The 17,162-nt window shown below is 63.8% G+C and carries 13 protein-coding genes; 10 read left to right on the top strand and 3 right to left on the bottom strand.

Annotation, left to right across the window (positions count from 1 at the left end):
- Positions 1-193: 193 nt before the first annotated feature.
- A complete protein-coding gene (locus WN982_RS04780; RefSeq protein WP_341315717.1) occupies positions 194-718 on the top strand; it encodes a GNAT family N-acetyltransferase in 525 nt (174 codons plus the stop codon).
- A gap of 257 nt (positions 719-975) precedes the next feature.
- On the opposite strand, the gene WN982_RS04775 is transcribed toward WN982_RS04780, so the two are convergent.
- The 3 genes from WN982_RS04775 to WN982_RS04765 form a co-directional block, all read right to left on the bottom strand.
- On the bottom strand, positions 976-1,737 hold the full coding sequence (locus tag WN982_RS04775) for a DUF2968 domain-containing protein (protein WP_341314627.1): 762 nt from the start codon (positions 1,735-1,737) through the stop codon (positions 976-978).
- Between the two features lie 462 nt (positions 1,738-2,199).
- Entirely contained in the window at positions 2,200-3,627 is a 1,428-nt protein-coding gene (locus WN982_RS04770; RefSeq protein ID WP_341314626.1) for a type 1 glutamine amidotransferase, read from the bottom strand.
- Positions 3,628-3,751: 124 nt separating this feature from the next.
- A complete protein-coding gene (locus WN982_RS04765) occupies positions 3,752-5,509 on the bottom strand; it encodes a cation:proton antiporter (protein WP_341314625.1) in 1,758 nt (585 codons plus the stop codon).
- 218 nt (positions 5,510-5,727) lie between these two features.
- Between WN982_RS04765 and WN982_RS04760 the strand changes: the two genes are divergently transcribed.
- The 9 genes from WN982_RS04760 to WN982_RS04720 all read left to right on the top strand — a co-directional run bounded on the left by WN982_RS04760 (position 5,728) and on the right by WN982_RS04720 (position 17,120).
- Positions 5,728-6,414 carry a DUF2848 domain-containing protein gene (locus tag WN982_RS04760; protein ID WP_341314624.1) on the top strand — a complete coding sequence of 229 codons (687 nt, stop codon included), beginning with the start codon at positions 5,728-5,730 and terminating at the stop codon, positions 6,412-6,414.
- A gap of 7 nt (positions 6,415-6,421) precedes the next feature.
- Positions 6,422-7,774, top strand: coding sequence for an MFS transporter (locus WN982_RS04755; RefSeq protein ID WP_341314623.1), 1,353 nt, complete (start codon positions 6,422-6,424; stop codon positions 7,772-7,774).
- A 106-nt stretch (positions 7,775-7,880) separates the two neighbouring features.
- A complete protein-coding gene (locus WN982_RS04750; RefSeq protein ID WP_341314622.1) occupies positions 7,881-8,561 on the top strand; it encodes a GntR family transcriptional regulator in 681 nt (226 codons plus the stop codon).
- 28 nt (positions 8,562-8,589) lie between these two features.
- The gene (locus WN982_RS04745; protein ID WP_341314621.1) at positions 8,590-9,969 is read left to right on the top strand and encodes an amidase; all 1,380 of its coding nucleotides are present in this window, start codon (positions 8,590-8,592) and stop codon (positions 9,967-9,969) included.
- A gap of 110 nt (positions 9,970-10,079) precedes the next feature.
- Positions 10,080-10,589 (top strand): disulfide bond formation protein B, encoded by a 510-nt coding sequence (locus tag WN982_RS04740; RefSeq protein ID WP_341314620.1) that lies wholly within the window; start codon positions 10,080-10,082, stop codon positions 10,587-10,589.
- A gap of 327 nt (positions 10,590-10,916) precedes the next feature.
- Entirely contained in the window at positions 10,917-12,464 is a 1,548-nt protein-coding gene (xdhA, locus tag WN982_RS04735; protein WP_341314619.1) for a xanthine dehydrogenase small subunit, read from the top strand.
- Positions 12,464-14,884 (top strand): xanthine dehydrogenase molybdopterin binding subunit, encoded by a 2,421-nt coding sequence (xdhB, locus tag WN982_RS04730; RefSeq protein ID WP_341314618.1) that lies wholly within the window; start codon positions 12,464-12,466, stop codon positions 14,882-14,884. The genes xdhA and xdhB overlap by 1 nt, the downstream gene beginning before the upstream one ends.
- A 108-nt stretch (positions 14,885-14,992) precedes the next feature.
- The gene (xdhC, locus tag WN982_RS04725; RefSeq protein WP_341314617.1) at positions 14,993-16,006 is read left to right on the top strand and encodes a xanthine dehydrogenase accessory protein XdhC; all 1,014 of its coding nucleotides are present in this window, start codon (positions 14,993-14,995) and stop codon (positions 16,004-16,006) included.
- A 67-nt stretch (positions 16,007-16,073) separates the two neighbouring features.
- Positions 16,074-17,120, top strand: a complete 1,047-nt coding sequence (locus WN982_RS04720; protein WP_341314616.1) for an adenosine deaminase — start codon at positions 16,074-16,076, stop codon at positions 17,118-17,120.
- Positions 17,121-17,162: the final 42 nt, after the last annotated feature.

Below are 17,162 nucleotides of genomic sequence, written 5' to 3'. Positions count from 1 at the left end.
CGGGGGCGCTGCATTTTATATCGAATGCATTGCGCCGTATCAGGGTAAACGTTGTGAAACATACGGAGCCCGCTGCACATAATGTTTCCGTTCCCGGTGCTGTCGCGTATTTCATACATTTTCATTACAGGCTCCGCCTTCCGACCCGCGCAGTACACTTAGCAACTGAGCACTTCCGTTGACTACCATCCCGATGCAGCCCACCCACGCTATTTCGTTGCGCCCCGCGACCCTCGCGGACGCCGCGCTGATTGCTTCGATCCACAGCACCAGTTGGCAGGCCACTTACCGGGGTCTGCTGCCTGATGCGTTTCTGGACGGCGAAGTCAACGGAGAGCGCGCCGCCTATTGGGAAGCGCGTCTGAGCGCGCCGGGCGGCGAGCGCCGCAGCGTGCTGATCGCTGAACTCGCTGGCGAGCCGATCGGCTTTGTGTGCGTCGAACAGCAACCGGAGTCGGCGTGGGGCGTGCTGCTCGATAACCTGCATACGCTACCGGAACATCAGGGCATCGGCGTGGGCAAACTGCTGATGCGCGCTGCCAAAGACTGGGCGCGCGCGCAAGGCGAAACGCAGCTTTACCTGTACGTGCTCGAAGGCAATACGGCGGCGATCGGCTTTTATGAACGTCAAGGCTGGCAGTTCGTCGGCGCTGAACCGGATCAGATGGGCGGCGTGGATATAACTGCGCTGCGCTATGTGTACCGGTTGGATCGATAAAACGAGCGCGCCGGGTTTGATCGTTGTCCAGAACAATGCGATCCGGCACACACCTTTGCCATATCGCGCCGCCTTCGCGCCCTGCTCCGGCGGCCAGCGAGACCGGACTCAGCGGGACCGACTGGATGAACCATCTGTCGCAACGTCGCGTAACCGACGTTACCGATCCATTCGCGAAGTAAGCGCTCCGCGATCTCAAGATCGCGGCGTAAAAAGCCCGGCAATTCTGTTGCCGGGCTTTTTTATGCGCTTCTCGCCTACTTCTGCGCCGGCAACCCCAACTCGGTCTGCCGCTGCAACTGCATCACCTCGCCTTGCACCTGACGCAACTGCGCTTGTGCCCGTTCCTTTTCCGCGTACAGCGCCGCCGCTTCACCCTGCGTTTGCCGTTGATAGTCGTTGACCTTGGCCTGCTGCGTACGAGCGACGTCGAGATCGGCCTGCAGCCGTTTCGCGCGATCTTCAGACAGTGCGATGACGTCCTCGATATAAGCCTTCTGCGCCTGCAATTGCGTGCGGCGAATCTCCACATCCGCGAGTTGCTCGGTTTGCTTGACAAAGCCGGCGTAAACCGCCTCGGCTCGTGCCACGTCTTGCGAATTGATCACACGCCAGAAATGCTTATCCTGAAATAACGCGACGTAATACGTCATCTCCTGCGGATAGAAAAGCAGACTCGCGCCATAACTGCCGTTATAGGTGGTGCGCAGTTCACTCAGCTTCGCATCGTGAATCATCTGCATCAATTCGGCGACGTTGCCTTGTGCATCGCCGGCCGTGGCCGACGCGCCCGATGCCGGTATGCCCGAAGCCGGTATGCCCGATGCAGGTACGCCCGATGCCGCGCTGCGCAGCACGGCGGCGACCGGCTGCGGCGTGAGCGTATTCATGGCCGGCCGAGTGTCGACCAAAGGCGCGGCTTCACCGTTCGACGCTGCCAGCACGAGGCCACCATGCTGCAACAGCGCACACGAGGTCGCGAGCAGCATGGTGCGACGTACTATTAAGGGGTACTTCATACGTGCGTGCTCCATGCGAATCCAAAATAGCCGTGGATTATCGCGCGGATTAGCCGTTAAGCGAAGCATTCAAGTGTCGCGTGGCCGCACTTTAAATCGAGATAAATCGATAGCGAACGATTTGGCCAAGTGAATCCATCAATCGCGCAATAAACGCTTTCATCCAGACCAAAAACGCAACGATCCGACTCCTGAGAATGCGCACCGTCCACGTTGAATTCGCACGAATCCAACGCCAATCGTGAACCGCATTTTGGAGATAACGCAATAGATTGATTCGCGCGTTATCTCGCATACCTGACTATCTTATTAAAGCGGACGCGAGTGACCGGAAAATCGAACGTCTGCCGGCGAGATGTCCGAGAAGTCAGCGAGAAAGAAGCGAAACGAACACCGCTGCACGAGGGGCCGCGCCCAACAACAGAGCGGCGCCTCGCGTGTATCGGCTTTAACAGCGCGGCTTTAAAAACGCGTTTCGCGCGCTACCCGCAGGAACGTATCGAGCAACGGCGTGCAATCGAGCAACTCAGCGCCGCCCGCGCGATGAAACTCCGGGTGCCACTGCACGCCCATCACGAACGGTGCGCGCCGATAGCGCACGGCTTCGATGATGCCGTCCGACGCCGATACCGCCTCGATATTCAGATCGCGACCCAGTGTCTTGACCGCCTGGTGGTGGATCGAGTTGACGATCGCGTCGCGTTGGCCCGGAAACATATTCGTCAGCGTCGAGCCGTCCGGGAAGTGAATGCCGTGCCGATGCTGATCGTAGTTTTCGTTGACGTGCGCGCCGGCAGTCGGCACTTCGGTGGCGATGTCCTGGTACAAGGTGCCGCCGAACGCCACGTTGATTAGCTGACAGCCGCGGCAAACGCCGAGCACCGGCTTGCCCGACTCGATGAACTCGTGCAGCAGTTCGAGTTCGTACATGTCGCGCACCCGGTCGCCCGGCCACTCGTGGCTGGTCGCGGCTTCAGCGTACGACTGCGGCGAGACGTCCGCGCCGCCTTGCAGCAGCAGGCCGTCGAGATGTTTCGCATAGTCGCGCAAACGGATATTGCTCGGGTGCAGCATGCCTTGGTGCCCGACCGTCGGAATCATGAACACCAGCACATCGCGCGACATCACCCAGTGCGCAATCGACTCCTCGAGGTATTGCAGCGTCTTGCCGCGCAGCCCCTTCGCACCCGGCTCCGGATGGAAGATACGCGCCGACACGCCGATGCGCAGCGTGCGCTGCGTGATCCGCTGACCCGCGCGATCGAACAATTGACGCGCGCGCGCCGCGACGATGCGGCCGAACACGGTCCACGCCGAATCGTTGTGCTTCAGGTAACGCGGCGGCGACGGCGGCAAAGCGTTCGGCGGCGGTGGATTCGACGCGGTGAAGTCGGGCGCGGCGCCGAACCCGGGCGGCGGCGAGCCTGCCCGGCGCGCGGACGAGGCTGTCGCCTTTTCCGCCGCGGCGACCTCATCCGCCGGCACGGTCACTTCTCCAGTAATCGGCTCACTGCCCACAAGCGTAGTGGGACGCACAGCGGCATATCGCACGTCGCGTGCTTCGCGCTCATGGACGGCGGCCTCCTGTTGCGCCGTTGAAGCCGCGGCCGAGCTGCGCGCTTCAGCCGCGTCACGTTGCCGCGCCGTTTGCGGATCGGCGCGGGTGACTGCTGACGCGCTATCGGGATCGTCGGTCGAAGTCTCATGCGGCTTCACCACGTCCTTGATTGGAGATTGGATGGAATCTTCGTGGGAGATAGGCAGTGAGGCCGCTGGCTCATCCAGCGTGATGTCGGGTTTCGACGCGCTCGGCGTTTCGCCGGACGGCGACGCCGATGGCGACGGGGGGGTGCCGGGCTTGCCGGCATTGTCAGGTTTGTTTTCGCTCATGACAGTCAGACAGGCGCCTTCCACGCGAACGAATGAATATGCCCTGATTATCCGCCAGCGGGGCACGCCCGGCAAACCTGCACACAATTGCTCACATTGTTCGGCGCCACGGCGCAAGTCCGACTTAGGGATCCGGCTGTTCGTCGAAGGTCTCGCGCAACGCGATCTGCATCGCCGCATGGATTTTCACGCACCAGCGCCAGAGCAGCGCCAGCAGCAGTGCGGCGCAGATCAGCACTGCGGTCAGCAGGCCGGTCGGCGGCAGGATGCTGCTCGATAGCGCCGCGACCAGCAGAAACACGCCGACCATCGAAACCACCGGGACGAGGTCGGAAATCGCGTAGCGGATCGCACTTGTGAAGCGCCCCGCTATCGCGGGCTGCACGCTCACCTCGGCGAGCAGCAACGCAAGCGACTTGGTCTTGCGATAGACGGCCACCAGAAACGGCATCGAAACGATTAGCGCGATGCTCCACAGCACGACGCGCTGCATCGGCTCGGAGGTCAGCCAATGCGCGAGCAGGTTGCCGGTGTAAGGCGCGCTATACGACACGATCAGAAAAATCGCCGCGACCAGCGCGAGATTCACCGCAATCTGCAGGATGATCCGCCGCGTCATGCTGAACAGCGTCGGCTCGCCGCTCCCGGTGCTCAAGCTGCGCAGCCACTGCCCGTACATGCCGAACACGTTGGCAAACGTGCGCGGCATCGCGCGGCCAATGCGCTGGGTCAGCGGGTCGGCGGCGCGAATCAGGTACGGCGTGAAGAGCGTGGTCAATGCGGAAACGGCGACCGCGATCGGATACAGAAACGCGCTCGTCACTTTCAGCGTCAGTCCGAGCGAGGCGATGATGAACGAGAACTCGCCGATCTGCGAGACGGTCATGCCGACCCGCATCGCCGTGCGTCCGTCCTTGCCGGCCAGAAAGGTGCCCAGCCCGCACGAGACGATCTTGCCGACGATCACCGCCACCGTAATCACCGCGATCGGCCACGCATAGTCGACCAGCACGGCCGGGTTGAGCATCAAGCCGATCGTCACGAAGAAGATCGCCGAGAACGCGTCGCGCAACGGCGCGATCAAATGCTCGATCCGGTGCAGATGGCGCGATTCGGCCATGATCGCGCCGATCAGAAACGCGCCGAGTGCAATGCTGTAATTGAGCTTCACCACCAGCAGACAAAAGCCGAAGCAGAAGCCGAGCACCGACACCAGCAGCATTTCGTCACTCCTCGCGCGCGCCACGTAATTGAGCGCACGCGGCACCACCAGAATGCCGACCACCAGCGACACCGTCATGAACAGCAGCAGCTTGCCGAGCGTGACCACGGCCACACCCGCGCTGAGCTGCCCAGTCTGCGCGATGCCGGACAGCAGCACCAGCATCGCGATGGCCAGAATGTCCTCGACGATCAGAATCCCGAACACCAGTTGCGCGAAGCTCTCGCGTTTCAACCCGAGCTCCGAGAGTGCCTTGACGATGATGGTGGTCGACGAGATCGCCAGAATCGCGCCGAGAAACAGCGAATCCATCGAACTCCAGCCAAACGCGCTGCCGATTTCGTAGCCGATCCACAGCATCAGCACGATTTCGGAGAGCGCCGCGACGATCGCCGTCGCGCCGACCTTGAAAAGCTTGCGCAGACTGAATTCGAGCCCGAGCGAAAACATCAGGAATACCACGCCCAATTCACCGAGCGTCTGGATGGTCTGCTCGTCGTGGATCAGCTGGAACGGCGGCGTGTACGGTCCGAGGATCACTCCCGCGGCGATGTAGCCCAGCACCACCGGCTGTTTCAGGCGATGGAACAGCACGGTGACGACGCCGGCGAGCGCCATCACGACCGCCAGATCCTGAATAAAGCCGATGCCGTGATGCATGAATGCGTTCCTTACAAAAAGTAATGTCAGAAAGACCGCAGTGTACCGCACCCAAGCGACGCGCCGAAAACGCGCAAACGCCGGGAGGACCGTGGATTGGCATGCAAAAGGACCGCGGGGAATCACAGGGAATCACCCACGCAGAATGTTTTTGACACGCTGGACGCCTGTGAAATATCACAATAATATTTGTAGAATATTTTCTTGGGAGTCGGGTGATGCAGCGGGTGTCCTTCAATGTTGTAGACCGATCCGGCGGCAGTAGCGCCGATATTGTCGAAGTCAATCGTCTGACCATCGCCGGTTGGGCCGGGCGTGACCAGGCCGCCATCGAGCATCACATCGCCGAACTGGCCGAACTCGGCGTGAAACGGCCATCGACCACACCATGCTTCTACCGCCTCGGCGCCGAACTGTTGACGCAAGCCGAACAGATCGACGTGGTCGGCGTGAAGTCCAGCGGCGAAGCGGAGTGCGTGTTGGTGCGCTCGAACGCGGGACTGCTCGTCACCGTCGGCTCCGACCACACCGACCGCGAAGTCGAGGCCTATGGCGTCACCGTATCCAAGCAGGTCTGCCCGAAGCCGGTCGCCCGCGACGCATGGCGTTTCGATGACGTCGCCGGACATTGGGATCAACTGGAATTGCGCGCGTATGCCATTGCGAACGGCGAGCGGCGCGTCTATCAGCAAGGCAGCGTCGCATCGCTGCTGCCGGCCGCCGATCTGCTGGAGCGCGCGCCCCTCGCACAAGGCGCCGCGATGTTCTGCGGCACGCTGGCGGTGCAAGGCGGTATCGTCGGGATGGCCGACGGCGACGCGCTCGAACTCGAACTCCACGACCCCATCCTGAACCGCACGCTGCGCCACGCCTATCGCGTGCGAGCGCTACCCATCGTCGAATGAGGCACCCATGAGCACCCCTTCGCTATCCGCTACCGCCGACGCGTCTTCCGACGCGTGGCTCGAGGCCGGCGCCTTGCGCAAGATCACCTGGCGCATCATGCCGTTCCTGTTTCTCGTCTACGTGCTGTCGTACCTGGACCGCGTCAACATCGGTTACGCGAAGCTGCAGTTCACCGGCGATCTTGGGCTATCGAACGCGGCGTACGGACTCGGCGCGGGGATCTTTTTCTTCGGCTATTTCGTGTTCGAAGTGCCGAGCAATCTGCTGCTGAAGAAGTTCGGCGCGCGCGCCACCATCGCCCGCATCACGATGCTGTGGGGCCTGCTGTCGTGCCTGATGATGTTCGTGCGCTCGGAAACGATGTTCTACGTGCTGCGCTTCTTCCTCGGCGTCGCCGAAGCCGGGCTGGTGCCGGGCGTGGTGCTGTATCTGACCTTCTGGTTTCCGTCCGACCGGCGCGCGCGGATGGTCGCCGTGTTCATGGCGGCGATTCCGGTAGCGGGGATCATCGGCGCGCCGTTGTCCGGTTTCCTGATGTCGGCGTTGCATGAAGCGCACGGCTTGCGCGGCTGGCAATGGATGTTCCTGATCGAAGGCATTCCGTCGATCCTCGCCGGTTTCTGGGCTTTGGCCGTGCTGCGCAACACGCCTGCCGAAGCCGCCTGGCTCACCGACGACGAAAAGCGTGTGATCCTCAACCGCCTCTCGCGCGAAAACACCGCCGCGGCGGCGGCCGGCGCCGAGCATAGTCTGGCGGTCGCATTGCGCTCGGGCCGCTTCTGGCTGCTGACGCTGATCTACTTCTGCCTCGTCACCGGCAACGCGGGTTTCTCGTTCTGGCTGCCGCAGATTGTCAAGGATCTCGGCGTCACGAACCTCGTCACCAATGGCTTTGTCACCGCGATTCCCTATCTGGCGGCGGGCATCGGCATGATCCTGATCGGCCGCTCGTCGGATATCACGGGCGAACGCCGCTGGCATTACGCGGTGTGCTGCTTCATCGGCGCGGTGGGACTGCTCGGCAGCGCCTCGGTGACGAACTCGATTCCGCTGGCCGTCACCGGTTTGTCGATCGCGTATATCGGCATTCTGGCGGGCTTCGGCATCTTCTGGTCGATGTCGACGACGTTCCTGCAAGGCACTGCGGCGGTCGCGGGTATCGCGGTGATCAACTCGATTGCGAACCTCGCCGGCTATGTGAGCCCGTATGTGCTCGGCATCGTCAAGGATGCGACGCATAGCGTGACCTTCGGGCTGGTGCTGATCGCGGGGGCGCTGATCGTCGGCGGGCTGGTCACGCTGATGATGCCGCGCGTCAAGGTGCAGCATGCGGCGGCGGTCACGGCGAGCAGCGCCTGACATGCAACGGCGGCGCACGTGGTCCACTCATGATCCACGCACACTCGCGCCGTCCGCGCAAAACCTTGTTCTACAATGCGTGCGACATTGCCCGCTCTCTCTTTACATGACGCTTCTGCAGACTGCCCGCCCTTCCAGCCCCACCCGCGAGACCGCCGGCGCGAGCCTCGCTGAACAGGCCTATGCGTTCGTCAAGCGCGAGATCATCACGATGCGCCTGCGGCCGAGCGAGGTGCTCAACGAAGCGGAATTAATGGCGCTGACCGGCATCGGCCGCACGCCCGTTCATCAGGCATTGCACCGGCTGGTGCACGAAGGCATGCTGACCATCATGCCGCGCAAGGGCATCATGGTGCGCCCGGTCTCGCTCGACGACGTGCTGGCGATCATCGACGTGCGGCTGGTGAACGAAAGCTACTGCGTCGAACTGGCCGCGCGCCACGCGCAGCAGCACGATTACGATGCGATGCAGGCCTTGCTGGAGCGCTCGGCGGTCTGCGCCGCGGCGCACGATATCGAAGGCATGATGGATATCGACCGAGCGTTTCATCTGGCGATTTCGGCGGCCTCGCGTAATCCGGTGCTGGCCGACATTCTGCGCGGGCTGCACGAACGCTCGCTGCGCTTCTGGTTCATTTCGCTGTCCGAGCCGCATCATCTCGAAGACGTCCACGAAGAACATCTCGAACTGTTTCGCCTGTTGCGCGAACGCGATGCAGAAGGCGCCCGCCAATCGGTGCAAAAGCATATCGAAGCGTTCCGCGCGACCCTGTTCAACCGTATGTAACCGAATTAACCGGATCCGGACGACCATCATGGCCACTGAATTCACGCCCTTCCCGCCGCTTGCCCAGCTTGCCGCCGATCTCGCCGCCGGCCGCACCACGAGCCGCGCGCTCGTCGAAACCGCGCTCGAACGGATCGCCGATCCCGCCGGCCAGGGCGCGGTTGCCTTCATGCACGTCGATGCCGACAGCGCCCGCGCCGCCGCCGATGCGCACGACCGCCTACGCGCCGCCGGCACGGTGCTCTCGCCGCTCGCCGGGATTCCGGTGTCGGTCAAAGACCTGTTCGATATTCAGGGGCAGGTGACGCGCGCCGGTTCGGTCGTGCTGGCCGACGCCCCCGCCGCCACTGCGGATGCGGTCGCCGTCGCGCGTTTGAAACGGGCGGGCGCGGTGATCGTCGGGCGGACCAATATGAGCGAGTTCGCGTTTTCCGGACTGGGCCTGAACCCGCATTACGGCCACCCGCTGTCGCCTTACCAGCGCGGCGTGAAAGGCGACGAGCGGATTTCGGGCGGCTCGTCGTCCGGTGCGGCGGCCTCGGTGGCGGACGGCATGGCCGCGGTCGCGCTCGGCACGGATACCGGCGGCTCGATCCGCATTCCGGCCGCGTTGTGCGGCCTGACCGGCTTCAAGCCGACCGCCGGGCGCATCCCGAAGCATGGCGGCGTGCCGCTTTCGCCGACGCTCGATTCGTTCGGGCCGATCGGCGTGTCGGTGGCGTGCTGCGCGCTGGTCGACCGGATGCTGGCCGGCCTCGAGCCGCGCATCCCGGCGGCCCGGCCGCTCGAAGGCGTGCGCCTTGGCGTGCTCACCCATTTCGTCACTGACGGGGTAGAACCGGCAGTCGCCGCGGCGATCGACACGGCGCTCAAGCATCTGGAAGCGGCCGGTGCGATCGTCACCGAAGTGCGTTTCGCGCCGCTCGACCGTTTGCCCGAGATCAACCGCTTCGGCTTTGCGCCGATCGAAGCGTACGCATGGCACCGTCCGCTGCTGGAGAAACACCGCGAACAATACGATCCGCGCGTGCTGGTCCGTATTCTGAAGGGCCAGCCCGCCAGCGCTGCGGACTATCTGGACCTGCTCGCCGAACGCCAGGCGCTGCTCGATGAAGCCGCGCGCACGCTGTGGCAGCGTTTCGACGCGGTTGTCGCGCCGACCGTGCCGGTCGTGCCGCCGCGCGTGGCCGATCTGGCACACGACGACGACGCCTTTGGCCGCACCAATGCGCTGATCCTGCGCAACCCGAGCGTCTTCAATTTCCTCGATACCTGCGCGCTGTCGCTGCCCTGCCATCTGCGCGGCGACGCGCCGGTCGGCCTGATGCTGGCAGGCGCGCCGCACGCCGACGACGCCTTACTGGCCATCGGCCGCGGCGCCGAAGCAGTGCTCAACGCGATCCGCTGATCGGGATGACGGCGTAAAAGTGCGATAAGCGTCAGGGCGGAGGTTCGCGCTAGAATCGCGGGCACCCGCCCTTTCTCGACTTTTTCCGTCCATCGACAGCCACACGATCCATGAATAACGACAATGCAATGCTGCGCCGCGAGCGCTCCCTGCTGGTTCTGCTTGGCCTGATCTGCATCGGGCTGGTGGCCGGTGCACTGTATCTGCAGTACTTCAAGCATGAAGACCCGTGTCCGCTGTGCATCATCCAGCGTTACTTCTTCTTGCTGATCGCGATTTTTGCGTTCCTCGGCGCGCGCTTCAATAGCTGGCGCGGCGTGCGTCTGCTGGAGGTGCTGGCAGCGCTGTCGGCGCTGGCCGGCATCGTAACCGCCGCGCGGCATGTGTATGTTCAGGCGAATCCGGGCTTCAGCTGCGGCTTCGACGCGCTGCAACCGCTGGTCGACAGCTTGCCGCCCGCACAGTGGCTGCCGGGCGTGTTCAAGGTCGCCGGACTGTGCGAAACACCGTATCCGCCGATTCTCGGTCTTTCACTGCCGGCGTGGTCGCTGGTCGCGTTTGTGGTGGCTTTCGTACCGCTGGCGCTGAGCCTGTACCGCAATCGCGGCCGGATCGCCTGATTCTTTGGATTCGCACCGGCCTTTGCACCGTCCCGTTCGCGGCGGGTCGAAGGCCGGCAAAGCCCTCCCGGCAACTCCATTCCCCCGCCGCACCCCGCCCCGCATGGCTTTGCGCCATCCGCCCCGCCTCACGCAACTCCCCGGCTTGTCACGAATCGTACTTATTTCATGACCGCTGCCGAATAAGCTTCATGCGAAACGGGAAATATTTTCGGGACAAGGTGGTGATATCTTCGGATATGGATGGCGATCTACGTGCGCGAGGCCGGTTTTGGCACGACCCCATGCGTAACGCGCGCCCGGTCCGCAATGTCTTTCGGATTCGCCATGACAACGCAAACCATCCGTTTTTATCACCAGGGGTCCGTCCGTGAGGTCGCGGGCGTCCCCGCGTCGCGCACCGTGCTTCAGCACCTGCGCGAGGATTTGCATTGCACCGGCACCAAGGAAGGCTGCGCGGAAGGCGACTGCGGCGCCTGCACCGTCGTGGTCGGCGAGCTGGACACGCAAGGCGGCCTCGCGCTGAAAGCGGTCAACGCGTGCATCCAGTTCCTGCCAACGCTGGATGGCAAAGCCCTCTTCACCGTCGAAGACCTGCGCGCCGCCGATGGCATCCTCCACCCCGTGCAACAGGCCATGGTCGATTGCCACGGCTCGCAATGCGGTTTCTGCACGCCCGGCTTCGTGATGTCGATGTGGGCGCTGTACGAGAACCAGCCGGCCGCCGCGGGCTTGCCCACCCGCGATGAAATCAACGCCGCTTTGTCCGGCAATCTGTGCCGCTGCACCGGCTACCGGCCGATCGTCGACGCGACGCAGAAGATGTTCGACTATTCGCAATATCCGCGCGTCGCGCTGGACCGGGCAGCCGTCGTGGAAAAATTGCGCGCGATCCAGCGCCGCGACACCTTCGAATACACCGCGCCCGATACGCGCGGCGCCGCCTTCGGCACACCCACCTTCCACGCGCCGGTCACGCTCGATGCGTTCGCCACACTGCGTGCCGCTCATCCTCACGCACGCCTGCTGGCGGGCAGCACCGACGTCGGCCTGTGGGTCACCAAGCAGTTCCGCGATCTCGGCGACATTCTGTACATCGGCAACGTTGCCGAATTGAAAACGATCGAGCGCGACGCGCAAACGCTGACGATCGGCGCCGCTGTCACGCTCGAGGATGGCTACGCGGCGCTCGCCGTCGATTACCCGGAACTGGCCGAACTGTGGACGCGCTTTGCGTCGCTGCCGATCCGCAATGCCGGCACGCTCGGCGGCAACGTCGCAAACGGCTCGCCGATCGGCGACTCGATGCCGGCGCTGCTCGCGCTCGGCGCCGAAGTCGTGCTGCGGCACGGCCCGAAAACCCGCACCCTGCCGCTCGACGCGTTCTATCTCGGCTATCAGAAGAGCGCGCTCGCGGCCGGCGAATTCGTCGCGGCGCTGCGCGTGCCGCGTCCGGCGCGCGATTTGCGCTTCCGCACGTACAAGGTCTCGAAGCGCTACGATCAGGACATCTCGTCGGTGTGCGCCGCGTTCGCGCTGCACATCGGCGAAAACGGCGTGATCGCGCAAGCGCGCATCGCGTTCGGCGGCATGGCCGCGACGCCCAGGCGCGCCGCACAAACCGAAGCCGTGCTGAATGGCGCGACGTGGAACGAAAGCACCGCGCGGCAAGCGATGAACGCACTCGTCGCCGATTATCAGCCGCTGACCGACATGCGCGCCTCGAGCGCCTATCGACTGAAGGTGGCGCGCAACCTGTTGTGGCGCTTCCACCTCGAAACGCGCGATGACGCGCCGCTCGCCCTCTTCGACGTGAATGCGTTCGCGTTCGAAGGCGGCGTGCCGGACGCGGCCGTCGCGAAGGAGTCGTCGTGATGAACCGGACCGATGCTTTCGTCGAACACGTTGAGAAGCACGCTGAAAAGCACGCCGCCGCTGACGACAGCGAGACGGCGATCGGCGCGTCGCTGCCGCATGAATCCGCCGCGCTGCACGTGAGCGGCGAGGCCACCTACACCGACGACGTCCCCGAACTGCAAGGTACGCTGCACGCGGCGCTTGGGCTTTCGCGCCATGCGCATGCGCGGATCGTATCGATCGATCTGGAGGCGGTGAAGAAAGCACCGGGCGTGATCGCCGTGCTGACCGCCGAAGACATCCCCGGCGAGAACAATTGCGGCCCGGTGCTGCACGACGACCCGATTCTCGCCGTCGACGAAGTGCTGTACCTCGGTCAGCCGGTGTTCGCGGTGATCGCCGAAAGCCACGACCTCGCGCGCCGCGCCGCCGCGCTCGCCAGGAGCGACGACGTGATTCGTTACGAGCCGCTCGAAGCCATCCTCACGCCCGCCGAAGCGAAAGCCAACAAGCAATTCGTGCTGCCGCCGCTGCATCTGAAACGCGGCGAGCCCGACGCGAAAATCGCCGCCGCGCCGCATCGAATCAGCGGCACCTTTGAAGTAGGCGGCCAGGAACAGTTTTATCTCGAAGGCCAGGTCGCGTACGCGGTGCCCAAAGAAATGGACGGCATGCTCGTCTACAGTTCGACGCAGCATCCGAGCGAAATGCAGCAGGTGGTCGCGCATATGCTCGGCTGGCCGGCGCATAACGTCGTGTGCGAATGCCGGCGGATGGGCGGCGGCTTCGGCGGCAAGGAATCGCAATCCGCGCTGTTCGCGTGCGTCGCATCGCTGGCGGCGAAACTGCTGCGCCGTCCGGTCAAACTGCGCGCCGACCGCGACGACGATTTCATGATCACCGGCAAGCGGCACGACGCGGTCTACGAGTACGAAGCCGGTTTCGACGCTAGCGGACGGATTCTCGGCGCGCGCGTCGAAATCGCTTTGCGAGCGGGATATTCCGCCGATCTGTCCGGCGCGGTCGCGACCCGCGCGGTCTGCCACTTCGACAACGCGTACTACCTGTCCGACGTCGATATCGTCGCGTTGTGCTGCAAGACCAATACGCAATCGAACACCGCGTTTCGCGGCTTCGGCGGACCGCAAGGTGCGCTGGTGATGGAAGTGATGCTCGACAGCATCGCGCGTCAATTGAAGTGCGATCCGCTCGACGTGCGGCTTGCGAATTACTACGGTATCGGCGAACGCAATACGACGCCGTACGGACAACCCGTCGAAGACAACATCATTGCACCGCTTACGGACAAACTGCTTGAAACCAGCGACTATCGCGCGCGCCGCGATGCGATCGCCGCGTTCAACGCGAAGAGTCCAGTGCTCAAACGCGGCATCGCGTTCTCGCCGGTGAAGTTCGGCATCTCGTTCAACGTGCCGTTTCTGAATCAGGCCGGCGCGCTGGTGCATGTGTATAAAGACGGTTCGGTGCTCGTCAATCACGGCGGCACCGAGATGGGCCAGGGGCTCAACACGAAGGTCGCACAAGTGGTGGCGAGCGAACTCGGCTTGCCGCTCTCGCGTGTGCGCGTGACGGCGACCGATACGTCGAAGGTCGCGAATACCTCGGCGACCGCCGCCTCCACCGGCAGCGACCTGAACGGCAAAGCTGCCGAAGCCGCCGCGCGCACCATTCGCGGACGTCTCGCCGAACTGGCCGCGAAGCAACTCGGCGGCACCGCGGACGCGGTTGAGTTTGCCAACGGCGAAGTGTCGGTGAACGGCGGTGCGATGCCGTTCGAACAACTGGTGGGCGCCGCGTATCTGGCGCGCGTGCAGTTGTGGTCCGACGGTTTCTATACGACGCCGAAAGTGCATTGGGATGCGAAAACGCTGACCGGTCACCCGTTTTATTACTTTGCCTACGGCGCGGCGGTGTCAGAAGTCGTGATCGACACGCTGACCGGCGAATGGAAACTGATGCGCGCAGACGTACTGCACGACGCCGGTCAATCGATCAATCCGGCGATCGATATCGGTCAGGTGGAAGGCGGTTTTATTCAGGGCATGGGCTGGCTCACCACCGAAGAATTGTGGTGGAGCCGCGATGGCCGCCTGATGACGCACGCGCCGTCGACGTACAAGATTCCTGCCGTGAGCGATACGCCTGCGGCGTTCCACGTGCAGTTGTATCGCAATCAGAACGCCGAGCCGACCGTGTTCCGTTCGAAGGCCGTGGGCGAGCCGCCTCTGCTGCTGCCGTTTTCGGTGTTTCTCGCGATTCGCGACGCGGTTGCGGCCGCGGTGCCGGACGCGGACAACGCGCCGCCGCTACGCGCGCCCGCCACGCCGGAAGCGATTCTCGACGCGCTGGACGCATTGCAACCGCCTACGACTACCGCGGCAGCAACCGAACCGGCCACCACCGACACAACTGTTTAAGCACGTGAGCAAAGCAACAAGCAACGGCCTGAAGCGACACGAACGCTTCACGCCACACTCAACCGGCCGCACGGACACCCCGCGTGGCCACGTATGGAGAACCGCCGGATGCAAGCCTGGCTACCCGATCTGCAACAACTGCTCGCGCACGGCGACGCCGCCGTGCTGGTGACGGTCGCGCGCGTCGAAGGTTCGGCGCCCCGCGAAGCCGGCACCAAGATGATCGTCACGCGCGATTCGGCCAAGCACACGATTGGCGGCGGACACCTCGAATGGAAAGCCATCGAGACGGCACGCCAGGTGCTGCGCGACGGCATGCGCTCGCCGCATATGCGCCGCCTCGAACGCTTCGCGCTTGGGCCCAGCCTCGGTCAATGCTGCGGCGGCGCGGTGATTCTCGCGTTCGAGCGCCTCGACATCGGCGACCTCGGCTGGATCACGTCGCTCGCGAAACGCGTGGCCGCAGGTCTTTCGACGGTACGTAGCGTATCATTCGGCCCCGCACCGGATGCGGTGATGCTGTCCGACCCCGAGCCGGGCGTCGATGCCGCCGACTGTCTGCTGTGGGACGGCGCCGGCTTCGACGACAGCAGCGCGCTGCTCACCGAGACCATCGCGCCAGGCGACTTCCCCGTCGTGCTGTTCGGCGCCGGTCACGTGGGCGCGGCGCTGGTTCGCGTGCTCGCCACACTGCCCTGCCGCGTGCGCTGGGTCGATGAACGCGACGCGCAGTTTCCGCCCCCGCAAACGCTGCATGCGCCGAACGTGCAGATCGATCCGAACGACGCCCCGGACGAAGCCATCGACCAGGCCGTGCCGAACACGTACTTCATCGTGATGACGCACAACCATGCGCTCGATCTCGAGTTGGCCGAGCGTATCCTGCGGCGCGGCGACTTCGCGTTCTTCGGCATGATCGGTTCGCACAGCAAGCGCAAGCAGTTCGAGCATCGGCTCGCCGCGCGCGGCATCGATCCGTCGCAGATCGCGCGGATGAAGTGCCCGCTCGGCGTCGACGGCATCGTCGACAAGTCACCGGAGATCATCGCGATCTCGGCGGCCGCGCAGGTGCTGCAGGCAGTCGAGGCGAACGCGCGCACGCATGCGGCGCAGACGGCCTGACCGCTCTGACCTGAGGCTTATTGCATTCCGGCGCGAACGACTCCAACGAACTCCAGAAGAATCGCTTATGACTACCACTACCGCTACGCCACTTGCCGAGAAAACAGCGCTCGCACCGAAGGCCGAGTTGCACATCCATATCGAAGGCTCGCTCGAACCCGAGCTGATCTTCGCGCTCGCCGAACGCAACGGCGTGAAGCTCGCCTACGACTCGATCGAAGCCTTGCGTGCCGCGTATGCGTTCACCGATCTGCAATCGTTTCTCGACATCTATTACGCCGGCGCGAGCGTGCTGCTGCACGAGCAGGATTTCTACGACATGACGACGGCGTATGTCGAACGATGCCTCGCCGATAACGTGATTCACAGCGAAATCTTCTTCGACCCGCAGACGCACACCGAACGCGGCGTGCCGATTGCCACCGTGGTGGCGGGCATCGAACGCGCGTTGGCCGACGCGGAAAAGCGCGGCATGACGAGCAAGCTGATTCTGTGTTTCCTGCGCCATCTGTCTGAGGAAGATGCGCTCGCCACGTTCGAAGAAGCATTGCCGTTGTTCGAGCAATACAGGCATCGTCTGATCGGCGTCGGGCTGGATTCGTCGGAACGCGGTCATCCGCCTTCGAAGTTCGAGCGCGTGTTCGCCAGGGCGCGCGCGCTCGGTCTGAAGCTGGTCGCGCATGCGGGCGAGGAAGGTCCGCCGTCGTATATCTACGAAGCGCTCGATCTGCTGAAAGTGGATCGCGTCGACCACGGCGTGCGCAGCATTGAAGATCCGGCGCTGGTCACGCGCCTCGCCGACACACGCGTCGCGCTGACCGTGTGTCCGTTGTCGAACCTGAAGCTCTGCGTGTTCGACGACATGACCAAGCACACGCTGAAGGACCTGCTCGATCGCGGCGTCGCCGTCACGGTGAATTCCGACGATCCGGCCTACTTCGGCGGCTACGTGAACGCCAACTATTTCGCCACCATCGACGCGTTGAAGCTCAACGATGCCGAGGTCTACACGATCATCCGCAACAGCTTCGAAGCGTCGTTCGTCACGCCCGAGGAACGCAGCGAACTGATCGCGAAGCTCGACGCGCACTGGCATCCAGGCGGCCCGCACTGACGGGCCGGACAAAGGCAGCCGGCGGCGGCATAGGTTCGCTTC

It is taken from the genome of Paraburkholderia sp. IMGN_8, assembly GCF_038050405.1.
Classification (GTDB): domain Bacteria; phylum Pseudomonadota; class Gammaproteobacteria; order Burkholderiales; family Burkholderiaceae; genus Paraburkholderia.
This window is presented reverse-complemented; position numbering and strand designations above follow the sequence as displayed.

Coding starts and splice junctions, on each gene's coding strand:
- WN982_RS04780 (WP_341315717.1), top strand. CDS start 194: ATGCAGCCCACCCACGCTATTTCGTTGCGCCCCGCGACCCTCGCGGAC.
- WN982_RS04775 (WP_341314627.1), bottom strand. CDS start 1,737: ATGAAGTACCCCTTAATAGTACGTCGCACCATGCTGCTCGCGACCTCG.
- WN982_RS04770 (WP_341314626.1), bottom strand. CDS start 3,627: ATGAGCGAAAACAAACCTGACAATGCCGGCAAGCCCGGCACCCCCCCG.
- WN982_RS04765 (WP_341314625.1), bottom strand. CDS start 5,509: ATGCATCACGGCATCGGCTTTATTCAGGATCTGGCGGTCGTGATGGCG.
- WN982_RS04760 (WP_341314624.1), top strand. CDS start 5,728: ATGCAGCGGGTGTCCTTCAATGTTGTAGACCGATCCGGCGGCAGTAGC.
- WN982_RS04755 (WP_341314623.1), top strand. CDS start 6,422: ATGAGCACCCCTTCGCTATCCGCTACCGCCGACGCGTCTTCCGACGCG.
- WN982_RS04750 (WP_341314622.1), top strand. CDS start 7,881: ATGACGCTTCTGCAGACTGCCCGCCCTTCCAGCCCCACCCGCGAGACC.
- WN982_RS04745 (WP_341314621.1), top strand. CDS start 8,590: ATGGCCACTGAATTCACGCCCTTCCCGCCGCTTGCCCAGCTTGCCGCC.
- WN982_RS04740 (WP_341314620.1), top strand. CDS start 10,080: ATGAATAACGACAATGCAATGCTGCGCCGCGAGCGCTCCCTGCTGGTT.
- xdhA (WP_341314619.1), top strand. CDS start 10,917: ATGACAACGCAAACCATCCGTTTTTATCACCAGGGGTCCGTCCGTGAG.
- xdhB (WP_341314618.1), top strand. CDS start 12,464: ATGAACCGGACCGATGCTTTCGTCGAACACGTTGAGAAGCACGCTGAA.
- xdhC (WP_341314617.1), top strand. CDS start 14,993: ATGCAAGCCTGGCTACCCGATCTGCAACAACTGCTCGCGCACGGCGAC.
- WN982_RS04720 (WP_341314616.1), top strand. CDS start 16,074: ATGACTACCACTACCGCTACGCCACTTGCCGAGAAAACAGCGCTCGCA.